This window comes from Microbacterium sp. NPDC058062, from assembly GCF_042885375.1.
In the GTDB taxonomy this organism is placed as follows: Bacteria; Actinomycetota; Actinomycetes; order Actinomycetales; family Microbacteriaceae; genus Microbacterium; species Microbacterium trichothecenolyticum_C.
On the sequence record NZ_JBHVSC010000004.1, the window covers coordinates 172,326 to 186,527 of the forward strand.

Consider the following 14,202-nt stretch of genomic DNA (forward strand, 5'->3'; position numbering starts at 1 on the left):
ACCACGCGTCGCAGCATCCGTCCTGTCAGTCGTCGAAGATCCCCACCGACTCCGACAGTCGCGTGACCTCGTCCGCGCTGAGCTCGAGGTTCGCCGCCTGAGCCGAGTCGGTGATGGATGCTGCGCGCCGAGCTCCCGGGATCGGGATGACGTGCGAGCCCAGCGCCAGCTCCCACGCGAGCACCGCCTGCTGGGGGCTCACGCCATGATCCTCGCCGACCTCGCGGAACGCCGAGAACCGGTCGCCGACGCGGCGCGCTCCTCCGCCGGTGCCGCCGAGCGGGCTCCATGGCAGGAACGCGATACCGTGCTTCTCGCAGAAGCGCAGCTCATCGATGCTTCCCGGATGCTTCGGAGAGAACTCGTTCTGCACGCTCGCGAGGTTGCCCTCGCCAAGCACCTCGATGGCGATCTGGATCTCTTCGACGCTCGCGTTCGAGATGCCGATCGCCCGGACAAGACCCTCGTCCTGCAGAGACTTCAGACCGGCGATGATGTCGCCGTACACCAGCCACCGGTCGGGACGGTGGTACTGGTAGAGCTGGATCTGGCCGATGCCGAGGATGTCGAGCGACTTCTCGGCCGCCGAGCGCAGGTACGCTTCTGACCCGTCGCGTCCCTTGGAGCCGTCCTCGCCGAGCGTGATCCCGCCCTTGGTCGCGACGAAGATGCTCGACGCGTCGCCGTCCCACGTGCGCAGCGCCTGGGCGACGATGCGCTCGTTGTGACCCATCTCCTCACCGTCCGGCGCGTAGATGTCGGCGGTGTCGATGAGCGTGACGCCGGCGTCCAGCGCCGCGTGCACCGTGGCTACTGCGTCCTCGAACGACGGGTACACCTTGTCGTTGTTCATCGACAGCGGCATGGCCCCGAGCCCGATCGCCGAAACCTGTCGACCTGCCAGCGTGCGCTGCTTCATCGCATCTCCTTCGCGTATGGCCTCAGCCTGCCAGGGTCCTGCGACAAGAATCAGGGACTGGACACCGGCCGCCGCGGTGGTTACGGGCCCACCCGCGCCGCCCGCCAGCCCGATGCCTCACCCGAGCGCCGACATCGCCTCCCGCCACAGCTCGCGCAGGCGCCGGTTGGGCTCGGGCGCGATGCGGTTGCCCGAGCGGAACTGGAACCGCCACGCCACCTCGGGCACCACCACCTCGAGCACGTCGCGCGGCACGCGGTCGCCCTCGACCACGAGCTCGTCGAACGCGACATCGACGAAGGTTGCCGTGCGCCGCGGATCGGCGAAGTGAACGTCCTCGTACGGGTCCGTCAGGACCGTGCCGTGCCCGATGAGCCCGTACGAACCGCCCTGCCGCAGCAACCACGTGTCGGTCCCCGGCTCGACCTCCTTGCGCGCGCCGACCGACCACTGCGTCACGAACGGCGTGCCGGTCGCAACGCCCGCCACGACCCCCGCGTACGTGCCCGGCCACTCGTCCCACAAGCTCGGATTCCAGCCCAGGATGATGCCCGCGTCGCGCCAGTGATCGGATGCCTCGGCCATGAGCCCGACCCTAACCCGCGGAGACACGACCCCGGGTCGAGTCATCCGCGCAATGGGGTTCCGATGAGGTGCTGCCGCACCTACGCTCGCGTGGCATGGGGACGAACGACCGCGACCACGACATCGTCCTGCTCGGCGCCTCGGGCTTCGTCGGCAGGTACACCGCGCGGCATCTAGCCCGATCCGCGCCCGATGGGGTGCGGATCGCCATCGCCGGTCGCTCCACGGCACGCCTCGACGATGTCAGACGCGAACTCGGCGTCGACTGGCCGACGCTCGAGGTGGACACCTCGGACGACACCGCGGTCGCCCGGGTCGCAGCATCCACTTCCGTCGTCGCCACAACCGTCGGGCCGTACCTGCGCTACGGCACCGGGGTGGTCTCGGCATGCGCCCGCGCCGGCACGTCGTACGCGGATCTGTCGGGCGAGAGCATCTTCGTGGCGCGCAGCATCGAGCGCAATCACGCCGTCGCCGAGACCACCGGCGCCAAGATCGTGCACTCGTGCGGGTTCGACTCCATCCCGTCCGACCTCGGCCTCGGGCTCGCCCACGCCGCCGCGGGCGGTGTGGCGATCGTCGCGGCGACGCTGAAGGTCCGGTCGCTGCGCGGCGGCATCAGCGGCGGAACGATCGACTCGCTTCGGCAGCAGTTGAAAGAGACGAAGACGGATGCTTCGGCCCGCCGCCTCCTCGCGGACCCCTACTCGCTCACGCCCGGTCCATCGGTGCGTCTGCCCGGCCACGCGGGCGGTGGCTGGGGCAAGGTGCGCGGAAGCTGGCAGGCGCCGTTCGTCATGGGCTCGTACAACCAGCAGATCGTGCAGCGCAGCAACTACCTCACCGGTTGGAGCTACGGCCAGCTCATGCAGTACCGCGAGGTGGTGGCGACCGGGCGCGGCCCTGGCGCCTTCGCACGAGCGGGGGCGATCACCCTCGGCACGGCGAGCCTCGTCGGCGCACTGGCATTCCCGCCGACGCGAGCGGTGCTCGATCGGGTGCTGCCATCCCCCGGCAGCGGGCCTAGCACAGACGCGATCGAGCACGGCCGCTTCGCCCTCGACGTCGACGTGTACCCGGTCGAAGGGCAGCCGGTACGCACGCGGATCACCGCACCGTACGACCCCGGCTACGGCGGGACCGGCGTGATGCTCGCCGAATCCGCGCTGAGCCTCGCGCTCGACGACCTCCCCGACCGCGCCGGCGTCCTGACCCCGATGGTCGCCATGGGCGAGCACCTCGCCGACCGCCTCCGCGCGCACGGCTTCACGCTCGACGTCGGCCCGTTGCCGTACCCGCGCTCATAGAGCGAGCGAACCGAGACGAGACGCCCCGGACGATGCGCAACCCCGGTCCGCAGCATCCCTTTCCGAGTCAGTGCCCCAGCGCCGCGTCGCCCGCGCTCCGCTGCTGCGCCCGCGCGAGATCGATCACGCCCCAGACCGCGACCGCGCCGGCGGCCGCCAGCAGGAGCAGCGACCAGAGCGGCGCACCCGTGGCCTCGCCGAGGATCGTGATGCCGAGCACCACAGCGACGAACGGGTCGATCACGGTGAGCCCGCCGACGACGACCTCGGGGGAATTGACGGTGTGCGCCCGCTGCACCAGGTAGATCGAGAGGCCGCCCGAGACCGCGATGCCGATGAGGCAGGCCAGGGTGAGCAGATTCGAGGAGTCGAAGCTGTAGTCCTGCTCGGTGAGGACCGTCTGCACCCGCAGGATCACGGTCTTGCCGAGCGTCGCGACGAAACCCGAGAACACGCCGGCGGCGATGACGATCAGCACGGCGGGTCCGCGGCGTCCGCGCTGAATGAGTGCCACGATGACCGCGACGCAGAGCACGACGCCGAGCGTGAGCAGGATCGCGATGAGCTGGCTGTCGTGGATCGTGCGCTGGGTGCTCACCAGCGCGGCGACGGTGACGAATCCCGCCACCCCGATGACGCTGGTCGCGATGGCGCGCATCTCCGTGCGGGAGGGCTTTCGATGCGTCGAGTGAGCTGTGAGCAGCGAAGCGAAGACGAGGGCGACGACCCCGACCGGCTGCACCACGATGAGCGGAGCGAACGTGAGACTCGCCAGCTGGAGCAGGATCGCGCCCCCGATCAGCAGCGCGCCGATCACCCACGGCCCGTTCCGCAGGAGTGCGAAGAACTGCTTGGCCCCGAAGGATCCGGTTGTGCCGCTGCGGACCCCGCGCGCCTGCATCATGTTGCCGAGCGCCAGCGCAGCGGCCGAGGCGACGGCCAGGACGATGCCCAGCACGGGGAACGAAGCGATGGTCGAAGGCATCCGTCCCCCTCTCGGCGGTGGGGCTCAGGCTACACAAGCGCCCGCGCGACGGCGGCGATGGCGGCCGGACCGACACGACAGCATCCGCCGATGAAGCGAGCGCCCGCCTCGGCCCAGGAGCTCGTCAGCGCGAGGTCGAGTTCGGGCTCGCCGATCCATCGACGAGCCACACCGTCCCACGTCTCACCCGAGTTGGGATAGACGATGGCGGGCTTGCCGCTCGCCGCGATCGCGGACCGCACGGCGGGCAGCACGTCACCGGGCGCGCAGCAGTTGACGCCCACGGCCACGACGCCGTCATAGTCGGCCGCCAGCGCGAAGGCCTCGGCCGCGGGACGGCCGTCGCGCAATCGGTCCCCGGTGATCGTGCACGACAGCCACGCGGGTGTGGCGAATTCGTCCGCGAGGTCGAGGAGGACCGCGACCTCGTCGAGGTCCGGGATGGTCTCGAGCGCGAGCATGTCGGGCCCGGCGCTGACGAGCAGCTCGATGCGGGGGGCGTGGAAGTCGCGCAGCGCGGTGCGGCTCAGCCCGTAGCGGCCGCGGTACTCCGATCCGTCCGCGAGCACCGCTCCGTAGGGGCCGACGGATGCTGCCACCAGCCGGACGGCGTCGTCCCCGGCGGACGCGGCGACGTCGTCGCGCACCTCGCGGGCGAGCACCACACTTCGGGTGATGAGAGTCTCGGCCTCGGCGCGAGTCATTCCGGCCCGCTCGAAACCGGCGACGCTCGCCTGGTAGCTGGCGGTGGTGGCGACCTGCGCACCGGCCTCGAAGTACGCACGGTGCACAGCGGCGACCTCACCAGGCGCATCGCGGAGCAGGCGCGCGGTCCAGAGGTCGTCGGTGAGTTCGTGGCCACGGTCGACGAGCGCGTTGGAGAGCCCGCCGTCGAGCACGATCACCGGTGTCCGCGACATCCTCACCCGCTCATCCTCTCCGATCGGCCCCAGCCCGACGAGGCGGAGACACCCGGCTCGAGAACCCGTGACCGCTGAACTCGGGAGGACGGAAACGTCGCGTCGAGGGCGGCTTCGAGATCTGCGAGCAGATCGGAGGTCTCCTCGATGCCGACCGAGAGGCGCAGATGGCCGAACGTGCGGAAGGGCAGCGGGTACGTGGCCACTCGACCGCCTTCGGTTCCGGTGTGAACGATCAGTGAGTCGTCGTGACCGAGGGAGAAGCCCGAGGTGATGAGCCGCAGATGGGCGACGAACCGGTTCTGGGTGCCGGGGTCGCCGGCGACGGCGAACGCGATCATGCCGCCGTATCCGCGACCGCCGAACTGCCGCGTCGCGAGAGCATGCTCGGGGTGCGACGGCAGGCCGGGATAGTAGACGTACTCGACTCGCGGGTCGTCTTCGAGGAACTCGGCGACGGCGAGCGCCGACGCCATGTGCTGCCGAAGGCGGAGCGGGAGCGTCACCGACCCGCGATGGATCTGCCAGGCGTTGAACGGCGAGATCACTCCGCCGACATCGACCATGGCGTCGGCCTTGATCGGCTCGATGAGCGCGCGTGAGCCGACGACGGCGCCTCCCATGGCGTCACCGTGGCCGTTGATGTACTTCGTCAGGGAGTGGACGACGAGATCGGCGCCGTCGGCGAGCGGGCGGTAGAACGGCGGCGGGGTGAAGGTCGAGTCGACCATCAGGATCGCGCCGGCGGCACGCGTGATCTCCGCGATCGCGGAGACGTCCGCCACCTTCGTGGTGGGGTTCGCAATGGCCTCGATGCAGACGAGCCGGGTATTGGGGCGGAAGGCCGCGCGCAGCGCATCCAGATCGCCCATGTCGACGAACGTCGCCTCGATGCCGTACCGCTGCGGCAGAAGCTCGCTCCACAGTCGCCAGGTCGCCTCGTACGTGATGTCGCTGACGATGACGTGGTCGCCGACGCGAACATGCGTGAAGAAGACCGCATGCAGGGCTGCGACGCCCGATGCGAGCGCGACGGCGTCCTCGCCTCCGTCGAGGGCCGCGAGCTTGTCCTGCAGGCCGGCCTGGTTGACACCCGTGTTGCGGGTGTACAGCCCTGGCGCGGAGGCCGACCAGCTGATGTCGCTCGGATCGTCGGGGAGCTCGTAGGAGTTGGCCATCACCAAGGGCGTTCGCAGCGCCCTCGTGGAGTCGAGGCGATTACCGCCGTGCACAGCGAGGGTGAGATCCGACAGGGTCTCCACCCGTCGGCGGTCCGGCCGTTGCGACATTGCGTTTCTTACCTTCCAGTGAAGAGACGGGGCGCCAGAGCACTCCCGGGTCTACGGTAGTGTGTGCAGTTGACACTTGCAATTGCTAATTGTGCACGGAGGCATCGTGGCCGCATCGCACCTGGACGACATCGACCAGCAGCTGCTCGCAGCGTTGACCGCGGACGCGAGGCTGCCGATGGTCACCCTGGCAGGCCAGGTGCACCTGTCGCGCAATGCCGTCCGCCAACGCATCGAACGCATGGAGCGCGATGGCGTCATCGCCGGCTACACCGTCCTCCGGGGCGTCGCATCCCGGCCACGCGTGACGGCGATGGTCATGGTCTACCGCGTCGACCGGATGCGGGACGACCGGGTGATCGCCGCGCTGCGCGGCATTCCGGAGGTCGCTCGTTGCGACGTGCTGTCGGGGGCGTACGACCTCTTCGTGACGGTGGAAGCCGACTCGATGGATCGCGTGGGCCAGATCTGGGAGCAGATCGCCGCACTTCCGGGCGTGGCCGACACCGTGACGGCGGTCTCGCTGTCGCGGGCCATCGACCGGCGGTGACGCTGCCGCCCGAGAGCTCGGGCGGCAGCGCCTCAGTGCGCCAAGAGCTCGGCAGCTTGCTCCGGAGACAGACCGGTGTGCTGCGACACCGCGTCGGCGATCGGGATGCCGGTGCGGAGCGCGTGCTGAGCCGCGTGGGCGGCCGCCTCGTAGCCGATGGACGGCACGAGAGCGGTCACGGCGCCGACAGACGTCGCAACGTTCCGCGCGAGCACACCATCGTTCGCCTCGATGCCCTCCACACAGAACCGGCGCAGCGCCGAGACGCCGTTGGTCACCCAGCCCAGCGACTGCAGCAGCGAGTGCGCCATGACCGGCTCGAAGGCGTTCAGCTGCAGTTGACCACCCTCCGCGGCGACACCGATCGTCACGTCCGCCCCCATCACGGCGAACGCGATCTGGTTCATGACCTCGGGGATGACCGGGTTCACCTTTCCCGGCATGATCGAGGACCCCGCTTGGCGAGACGGCAGGCGGATCTCGCCGAAACCCGCCTGCGGACCGCTGGCGAGCAGCCGGAGATCGTTGCTGATCTTCGACAGCTTGATCGCCGTGCGACGAAGCACCGCGGAGGATTGCAGGAACGCACTGACGTCCCAGCTGGCTTCGAACAGGTGCGCCGCCGGCGACATCGGCAGCCCCGAACGCTCGCGGAGCCGTTCCAGAGCGACCTCCCGATATCCGGCCGGAGCGGTCACGCCGGTGCCGACAGCGGTTCCGCCGAGGCTGCATTCCAGCAGCAGCGGCACGGTGTCGCCGATGCGCACCACGTCTTCGCGGATGGCGACCGCGAACGCGGCGAACTCGTCGCCGAGGGTCATCGGCACGGCGTCCTGCAACTGGGTCCGGCCGATCTTGACGATGTCGCCGAACGCGACGCTTCGCTCCTCGAACGCCGCGGCGAGATCCTCCAGCGCGGGTATGAGCCGGAGGAGCCCGTTCGCCACCGCGATCTTGACCGCGGTCGGATAGACGTCGTTGGTCGACTGGCTCCGGTTCACGTCGTCGATGGGGTGCACCACGTCGTAGCGGCCGCGCGGCAGTCCCAGGAACTCCAGGGCGGCGTTGGCGATCACCTCGTTCGTGTTCATGTTCGTGCTGGTGCCTGCACCACCCTGCAGAACGTCGACACAGAACTGGTCGTGCAGTTCACCTCCCCGCACCCTCCGGCACGCGACGGCGATAGCCTCCGCCACGCCGGCCGGAAGCAGCCCGAGCTCGTGGTTTGCGGCGGCGACGGCATCCTTCACCGTGACAAGAGCCTCGACGAGATCGGGATGCTGCGAGATCGGCGTGTTGCTGATGGCGAAGTTCTCCCGGGCGCGGGCCGTGTGGACACCCCAATAGACGTCGGCGGGCACCTCCAGCTCACCGAGCGAATCGCGCTCGAGGCGGGTGGCGATCGGGCTCATGCGTTGATGCAGACGACCTTGGGCTGGGTCATCTCCTCGTACGCGAATCGGACGCCCTCACGGCCCATGCTGCCGTACTTCGAGCCGCCGAACGGCATGCTGTCGACGCGGTAGTCGGAGGAGTCGTTGATCATCACTCCCCCGGCATCCAGCTGCCCCGCCACCCGCAGCGCCCGCGTGATGTCGCGGGTGAACGTCGCGGCGTGCAGCGCGTAGTCGATCTCGTTCGCCTGCGCGATCGCCTGCTCCTCGGTCTCGAACGGCGACAGTACGACCACCGGCGCGAATGCCTCGTCCGCCCACAGCTCGCACGAGAACGGCACACCCTCGACGACGGTCGGCCAGTACACGGCGCCTTGTCGGCGATGCCCCGCCAGCACACGGCCTCCCGCCGCCACCGCGTGGTCGACGAGCCGCTCGGCGGCCTGCGCCGAGGCGACCGAGATCATCGGGCCGACGTCGGTGGCCTCGTCGCGCGGGTCGCCCGCGTGGAGAGCGATCGCCTGCGCCGCGAACCGGTCGCGGAACTCTTCGTACACCTCCCTCTGCACGAGGATGCGCTGCGCGCCCACGCAGTTCTGCCCCGCGGCCCAGAATGCGCCGGACACGCACGCCTCTACCGCCGCGGGGATGTCCGCGTCGGAGAACACGATGACCGGAGCGTTGCCGCCCAGTTCCATCGCGAGCTTCTTCAGACCGGCGTTGCGGGCGATCGCCTCACCTGTGGCGAACCCTCCGGTGAACGACACCATGCGCACCTCGCGGGCCGAGATGAGCGCCTGCGCCAGGTCGCGGTCGCCGTGCACGACAGTGATGATCTCATCGGGGAGGCCCGCGTCGATGAGCAGATCGACCAGGAACCGCGCGGTCAGCGGGGTCAGCTGGGAGGGCTTGAGCACGACCGAGTTGCCTCCGGCGACCGCCGGGCCCAGTTTGTGCGCGACGAGGTTCAACGCATCGTTGTAGGGAGTGATGGCGACGATGATGCCCAGCGGCTCGCGGGTGAACCACCCGCGACGGTTCTCCGAGCCTTCGAACGCATCGAACGGGACGACTTCTCCGGCATCGGAGCGGGCCGCGTCGGCAGACAGCGAGAGTGTCATCACCGCTCGGGCGACCTCTTTCCGCGCCTGCCGAAGCGTTTTTCCCGCCTCCCGCACGATCAGGCCGGTGGCCGTCTCGGCACGCTCCCCGAGCAGCGTCGACGCACGCTCGAGGATCTTGTGCCGCGAGAACCGCGACAGCGACCGCGACAGCTGAAATCCGGTGCGAGCGCGCTCCAGGATCTGCTCGAGCTGGGCGGGCCCGTTCTGCGCGACGACGCCGATCACCTCTCCGTCGAACGGGTCCGTGACGACCAGGTCCGGGTAACCAGAGCCGATGTCCGGCGTGTGCTCCACGATGCTCATCGGACAGCCTCGATGCGAGCCCGCTGATGCGCGTCGATCGCGATGATGTCCGACAGCAGCGCGTACGCGGTCTCGATGCGCCCGGCGCCGGGGCCCGAGACGGTCACCGTGCCGAGGAGATCGGTGTCGAACGAGACCGCGTTCGTCGGACCGCTGACGCTGGCGAGCGGGTGGGTCAGCGGCAGCGCCACCGGCTCGACCTTCGCGGTGACCGTGCCGGCGGCGTTGCGGAACGCCGACCCGATCAGCTTGTACCGCTTGCCCTGCGCGGCGGCTTCGATGATGTCGGCGGCCGAGACCTCGGAGATCCCGCGCCGGGTCACGTCGGCGGTGGTGATGTCGGCACCCAGCAGTTCGTTGGCCAGGATCACGACCTTGAGCTGGACGTCGGAACCTTCGATGTCGGCCGTGGGGTCCGCCTCGGCGTATCCGAGAGCCTGAGCCTCCGCGACGGCGGCGTCCAGCGTCATGCCCGACTCCATCTGACCGAGCACGTAGTTGCTCGTGCCGTTGAGGATGCCTTCGACCGCGTCGATGCGCAGCCCCCTGAGCGTCTCGGACGCGAACCGCAGGATCGGGGTTCCGCTGACCACCGACCCCTCGTACTGGAAGGTGACACCGTTGGCGGCCGCGAGCCGGTTCAGCTCGAGCCCGCGCAGGGCGACCGGCCCCTTGTTCGTCGTGGTGACACTCTTACCGCTCTCCAGCGCGGCGCGCACGTGCGAGATCCCCGGCTCGCCGTCGATCGGGTTCGTGAACGTGGCCTCGACCACGATGTCGGCGGTGCTGTTGCGGATGACGTAGTCGTTCTGCGGCGCGGCCGTTCCACCCGGCTTGCCCGCGAAGGTCTCGCCGTCCGACATCGCGAACACGTCGGCAAGGTCGATGCCGTCGGCCTGCATCAGGGAGCCGAGGCGCAGGTCGGTGATGGCGACGACTCGCAGCGCGAAGCCGAGCTCTGTGGCGAGTTCGTCGCCGCGGTCGAGGATGATCTGCGCCAGCGCACGGTTGACGCCGCCGAAGCCGATCAGCGCGATGTCATGACGGTTCACGTCGAGCTCCTTCAAGAGGGTGGGGAAGAGGTTCGACCCAGCATCCCCAGCGGTCGCGTCAGCCCGCGCCTGCCAGATCGCTCGTGCAGGATGCCAAACCGACCGCGGCGCGGAAGCTCTGCCCGAATCGCGCTCGAACGCCGCGGATTTCCGCGGTTGTCTTGTGCGCCCACCCCCGAGCCCGGTAATCTGCCCGTCACATCGTGCGTGCACCATAGACACATTGCTGTGATGATGTGGCACAACTCCCAACACCTGATCTCTCAACTCGAATGCGAGAACTCATGAGCCCGCTGCCCCAGGAGAGTGCGCTTCCGAACGCCCTCCCCCACACCACCGCGACCCAGGTTCCGCTGCGACGACTGCAGCGCTCCATGGACGCGCGCCACCTGATCATGATCGCCTTGGGCGGTGTGATCGGGTCCGGGCTCTTCCTGAGCTCCGGCTACACCATCAGCCAGGCCGGCCCGCTGGGCGCGATCATCGCCTACCTCATCGGCGCCTTCGTGGTCTGGCTGGTGATGGCCTGCCTCGGCGAGCTGGCGCTGGCCTATCCCGTGTCGGGCGCGTTCCACATCTACGCGGCACGCTCCATCGGTCCGGCTACGGGCTTCACCACCGCGTGGCTCTACTGGCTGTGCTGGGTCGTCGCGCTCGGCTCGGAGTTCACGGCGTCCGGCATCCTGATGCAGCGCTGGTTCCCCGGCGTCGACGTCTGGGTGTGGTGCCTGATCTTCGCCCTGGGGCTCTTCACGATCAACGCCATCTCGGCGAGGGTCTTCGGTGAGACGGAGTTCTGGTTCTCGCTGATCAAGGTGGTCGCCATCGTCGCGCTCATCGTGTTCGGCGGCATGGCGATCTTCGGCTTCACCCCGCTGTCGACCGAGCACCCCGCTGCCCCGCTGTTCAGCAACTTCGTCACTCCGGAAGGCCTGTTCCCGAACGGCGTCGCCGGCGTCGTCGTCACGGCCCTCGCCGTCTTCTACGCGTTCAGCGGGTCGGAGCTGATCGGCGTCGCCGCCGGAGAGACCAAGGACCCCGGCAAGAACATCCCCAAGGCGATCCGCTCGACGGTCTTCCGGCTGCTGATCCTCTTCGTCGGATCGATCACCGTGATCGCCGCACTCCTCCCCTACGAGGACGCAGGCCTCACCAGCAGCCCGTTCGTGGACGTCTTCGAGTACGTGGGCATCCCGTACGCCGCCGACATCATGAACTTCGTCATCATCACCGCGCTGCTCTCGGCCGGCAACAGCGGCCTGTTCTCCTGCGCCCGTATGCTCTTCTCACTCGCCGAGGAGGGCCACGCGCCGCGGGTCCTGCAGCGCCTGACCCGCCGCGGCATCCCGCTCGTCGCCCTCACCGTCAGCCTGGCGCTGGGCCTCGTCTCGCTGATCTCGAGCGTGATCGCGCCGCAGACCGTCTACCTCGTGCTGGTGTCGATCGCGGGATTCGCCGTGGTCGCCGTGTGGATGTCGATCGTGGCGTCGCAGTTCTTCCACCGCCGCCGGTTCGTGCGCGAAGGCGGCGATGTGTCAGCGCTGCCCTACCGCACCCCGCTCTACCCGGCGCTTCCCATCGTCGCCTTCGTGCTCCTGCTGATCTCGTTGGTGGCCATCGCATTCGACCCGAACCAGGTGGCGGCGCTGTACTTCGGGGTTCCCTTCGTCGGCCTCTGCTACCTGTACTTCTGGTGGCGCTACGGACGCCGCGGTGCGCGCCAGGTGGTCGCGGTGTCGGAGGAAGCCCCCGTCGACGAGGCGGACGACCCCGTCGCCGAGGAGCCGGTCCGCCAGCCCCGCGCCTGATACGCATGACGGATGCTGCGCCCATGAGCACCACGCCCGCCTGGGTCGAGATCGACGCCGGTGCCATCGCCCACAATCTCGACCTCGTACGTCGCGAGTTCGGAACCGCGACGAGGCTGTGCGGGGTGGTGAAAGCCGATGCCTATGGACACGGCATCACGGCGGTGCTTCCGATCCTGACGGCGGCGGGCGTCGACGTCATCGGAATCACCTCCAACGCGGAGGCGGCGGAGGCACGCCGACTGGGCTTCTCAGGACGCATCATCCGGCTCCGCGCGGCGCTGCGCGAAGAGGTCCAGGAGGGTGGCCTGCTCGATATCGAGGAGTGGGTGGGCGGCGGCGATCACGCACGTGTCGTGAGCGCGGCCGCCCGCTCGCTCGGGCGCCCCGTCAGGGTCCACCTCTCCCTCAATTCCACAGGACTCAGTCGAGACGGAATGGACTGGGACGATCCGCAGTCGCAGCTTCACCTTCGACGCATCGCGGTCAGTCCCGAGCTCACGGTCGTCGGAATCTGCTCGCACTTTCCGTGCGAGGACGCTGACGACGTGCGCACCGGCGCCCTCACATTCCGAAACCAAGCGTGCGCGGCAGAGCGCCTCCTGGGGGCTCCCCGCGGCTTCCTCGAGAAGCACTGCGCCACTTCTTACGCGGCGCTGACCGTCCCCGGCTCACGCATGGACATGGTCCGGATCGGAGCCGCGCTCTACGGCGACACCTCAGCGGCAGCGCCCGGTCTGCGTCCCGCCATGCGCCTCGTCTCTCGCATCGCCGCGATCAACCGGTACCCCGCCGGCAGCACCATCGGGTATGACCGCGCCGGACGGCTCGACCGCGCCGGCCGACTGGCGGTCGTGCCCCTGGGGTACGCAGACGGCTATCCGCGGGTGCTCGGCGGCCGGGCGAGCGTGCTCGTCCGCGGCACCTTCGCGCCGGTGGTCGACCGGCTCGCGATGAACAGTCTGATCGTCGACGTCACCCACGTGCCCTCGGCCGACGCCGGAGACGAAGTGGTACTTTACGGACGGCAGGGATCGGCACAGATCCACGCGGCCGACATCGAGCAGGCAAGCGGCACCATCGCCGCCGCGGCGTATACCGCGTGGGGCCGGCTGAACGCGCGGGTCGTCGTCAACGTGCCGGTGTACGAGCCGACTCCCACTCCGTGACGCCACCGAGACACCCGCCCAGAGAGCATCGCATCATGAGCGCCCCCTCCTCGCTGCTGCAGGGCATCGCGCTGCTCGACGCGGCCATCGCGCAGGAGCGATCCGGACGCCACGGCCACAACGCGTCCCGCCTTTCGGAGGCGACGGGCATCGAACGCAGCCGCGTGTCGCGTCTGACCCGGGAGCTGCGCGACCTGGGTTACCTCGACCGCGACGACACCGCGGTCTTCAGCGCCGGCGACGAGTACTTCCGCGCCGCCGGGGCCTTGAGCCGCCCCTGGCTGCGCGCGGCCCGCGAGGACCTGCGCGTCCTCGCCTCCCGGCTGGGCGTCTCGGCCCAGCTGATGGCGGCCGAGGGCCCGGGTGCGATCCTGCTGCGCTCCGAGAAGGGTCCCGGAGTGTCGGCGGACTATCTTCGCCCCGGCATGGTGACGCCGATCTGGTGCACCGGTCCGGGCAGGGCACTCCTGTGGGACCACACCCATGCGGAGCTCCAGGCACTGCTCGACGGCGTCCAGTTCGTCGGCGTCGGCGGCCCCGGTGCGGCGCGGTCGGTCGACGAGCTCCACCAGCTGCTCGAGCGGGACCGCGATCTGGCAATGGTGGACGCGCGCGAGGAATACGTCGAGGGCGTGCAGGAGTACGCCCTGCCGATCCGCGACGACCGGGGCATCGTGGCATCCATCGGCATCAGCGCGGGGGCTCTTTCGGCGCGTCGCGTGCGGGAAGCGCAGGGAGCGCTCCACGACGCCCACACGCATCTGACCCGACTCGTCCGGGAGCCGTGACGCGGAACC

Annotated in this window: 13 protein-coding genes; 5 read left to right on the top strand and 8 right to left on the bottom strand. The window is 69.4% G+C overall.

What is annotated here, in order from left to right:
- Positions 1–25: 25 nt before the first annotated feature.
- Both ACFVSU_RS14145 and ACFVSU_RS14150 read right to left on the bottom strand, forming a co-directional pair.
- Entirely contained in the window at positions 26–919 is an 894-nt protein-coding gene (locus ACFVSU_RS14145; RefSeq protein ID WP_387143981.1) for an aldo/keto reductase, read from the bottom strand.
- A 117-nt stretch (positions 920–1,036) separates the two neighbouring features.
- Positions 1,037–1,504, bottom strand: coding sequence for a hypothetical protein (locus tag ACFVSU_RS14150; RefSeq protein WP_387143984.1), 468 nt, complete (start codon positions 1,502–1,504; stop codon positions 1,037–1,039).
- A gap of 95 nt (positions 1,505–1,599) precedes the next feature.
- Between ACFVSU_RS14150 and ACFVSU_RS14155 the strand changes: the two genes are divergently transcribed.
- A complete protein-coding gene (locus tag ACFVSU_RS14155) occupies positions 1,600–2,811 on the top strand; it encodes a saccharopine dehydrogenase family protein (RefSeq protein ID WP_387143987.1) in 1,212 nt (403 codons plus the stop codon).
- A gap of 67 nt (positions 2,812–2,878) precedes the next feature.
- Here ACFVSU_RS14155 and ACFVSU_RS14160 read toward each other — a convergent pair whose 3' ends face one another.
- The 3 genes from ACFVSU_RS14160 to ACFVSU_RS14170 are packed head-to-tail and all read right to left on the bottom strand — an operon-like array spanning position 2,879 to position 6,005.
- Complete coding sequence (locus ACFVSU_RS14160) at positions 2,879–3,796, bottom strand: DMT family transporter (protein WP_387143990.1); 918 nt, start codon at positions 3,794–3,796, stop codon at positions 2,879–2,881.
- A gap of 29 nt (positions 3,797–3,825) precedes the next feature.
- Entirely contained in the window at positions 3,826–4,716 is an 891-nt protein-coding gene (gene mmuM, locus ACFVSU_RS14165; protein WP_387145235.1) for a homocysteine S-methyltransferase, read from the bottom strand.
- Between the two features lie 2 nt (positions 4,717–4,718).
- The gene (locus tag ACFVSU_RS14170) at positions 4,719–6,005 is read right to left on the bottom strand and encodes a trans-sulfuration enzyme family protein (protein ID WP_387143993.1); all 1,287 of its coding nucleotides are present in this window, start codon (positions 6,003–6,005) and stop codon (positions 4,719–4,721) included.
- 106 nt (positions 6,006–6,111) lie between these two features.
- Between ACFVSU_RS14170 and ACFVSU_RS14175 the strand changes: the two genes are divergently transcribed.
- The gene (locus ACFVSU_RS14175) at positions 6,112–6,555 is read left to right on the top strand and encodes an Lrp/AsnC family transcriptional regulator (protein WP_387143995.1); all 444 of its coding nucleotides are present in this window, start codon (positions 6,112–6,114) and stop codon (positions 6,553–6,555) included.
- Between the two features lie 32 nt (positions 6,556–6,587).
- Here the strand turns inward: ACFVSU_RS14175 and ACFVSU_RS14180 are convergent, their stop codons facing one another.
- The 3 genes from ACFVSU_RS14180 to ACFVSU_RS14190 are packed head-to-tail and all read right to left on the bottom strand — an operon-like array spanning position 6,588 to position 10,428.
- Entirely contained in the window at positions 6,588–7,967 is a 1,380-nt protein-coding gene (locus ACFVSU_RS14180) for an aspartate ammonia-lyase (RefSeq protein WP_387143998.1), read from the bottom strand.
- Positions 7,964–9,376, bottom strand: coding sequence for an aldehyde dehydrogenase family protein (locus ACFVSU_RS14185; RefSeq protein ID WP_387144001.1), 1,413 nt, complete (start codon positions 9,374–9,376; stop codon positions 7,964–7,966). Before ACFVSU_RS14185 ends, ACFVSU_RS14180 begins: the two co-directional genes overlap by 4 nt.
- Positions 9,373–10,428: a homoserine dehydrogenase gene (locus ACFVSU_RS14190; RefSeq protein ID WP_387144004.1), complete on the bottom strand. Its 1,056-nt coding sequence runs from the start codon at positions 10,426–10,428 to the stop codon at positions 9,373–9,375. The genes ACFVSU_RS14185 and ACFVSU_RS14190 overlap by 4 nt, the downstream gene beginning before the upstream one ends.
- 284 nt (positions 10,429–10,712) lie before the next feature.
- Here ACFVSU_RS14190 and ACFVSU_RS14195 point away from each other — a divergent pair, with 284 nt between their 5' ends.
- Genes ACFVSU_RS14195 through ACFVSU_RS14205 form a run of 3 tightly spaced genes read left to right on the top strand, consistent with a single transcriptional unit; the run spans position 10,713 to position 14,193 of the window.
- The gene (locus tag ACFVSU_RS14195; RefSeq protein ID WP_387144007.1) at positions 10,713–12,236 is read left to right on the top strand and encodes an amino acid permease; all 1,524 of its coding nucleotides are present in this window, start codon (positions 10,713–10,715) and stop codon (positions 12,234–12,236) included.
- Between the two features lie 23 nt (positions 12,237–12,259).
- Entirely contained in the window at positions 12,260–13,405 is a 1,146-nt protein-coding gene (gene alr / locus ACFVSU_RS14200) for an alanine racemase (protein WP_387144010.1), read from the top strand.
- Between the two features lie 35 nt (positions 13,406–13,440).
- Positions 13,441–14,193, top strand: a complete 753-nt coding sequence (locus tag ACFVSU_RS14205; RefSeq protein WP_387144013.1) for an IclR family transcriptional regulator — start codon at positions 13,441–13,443, stop codon at positions 14,191–14,193.
- Positions 14,194–14,202: the final 9 nt, after the last annotated feature.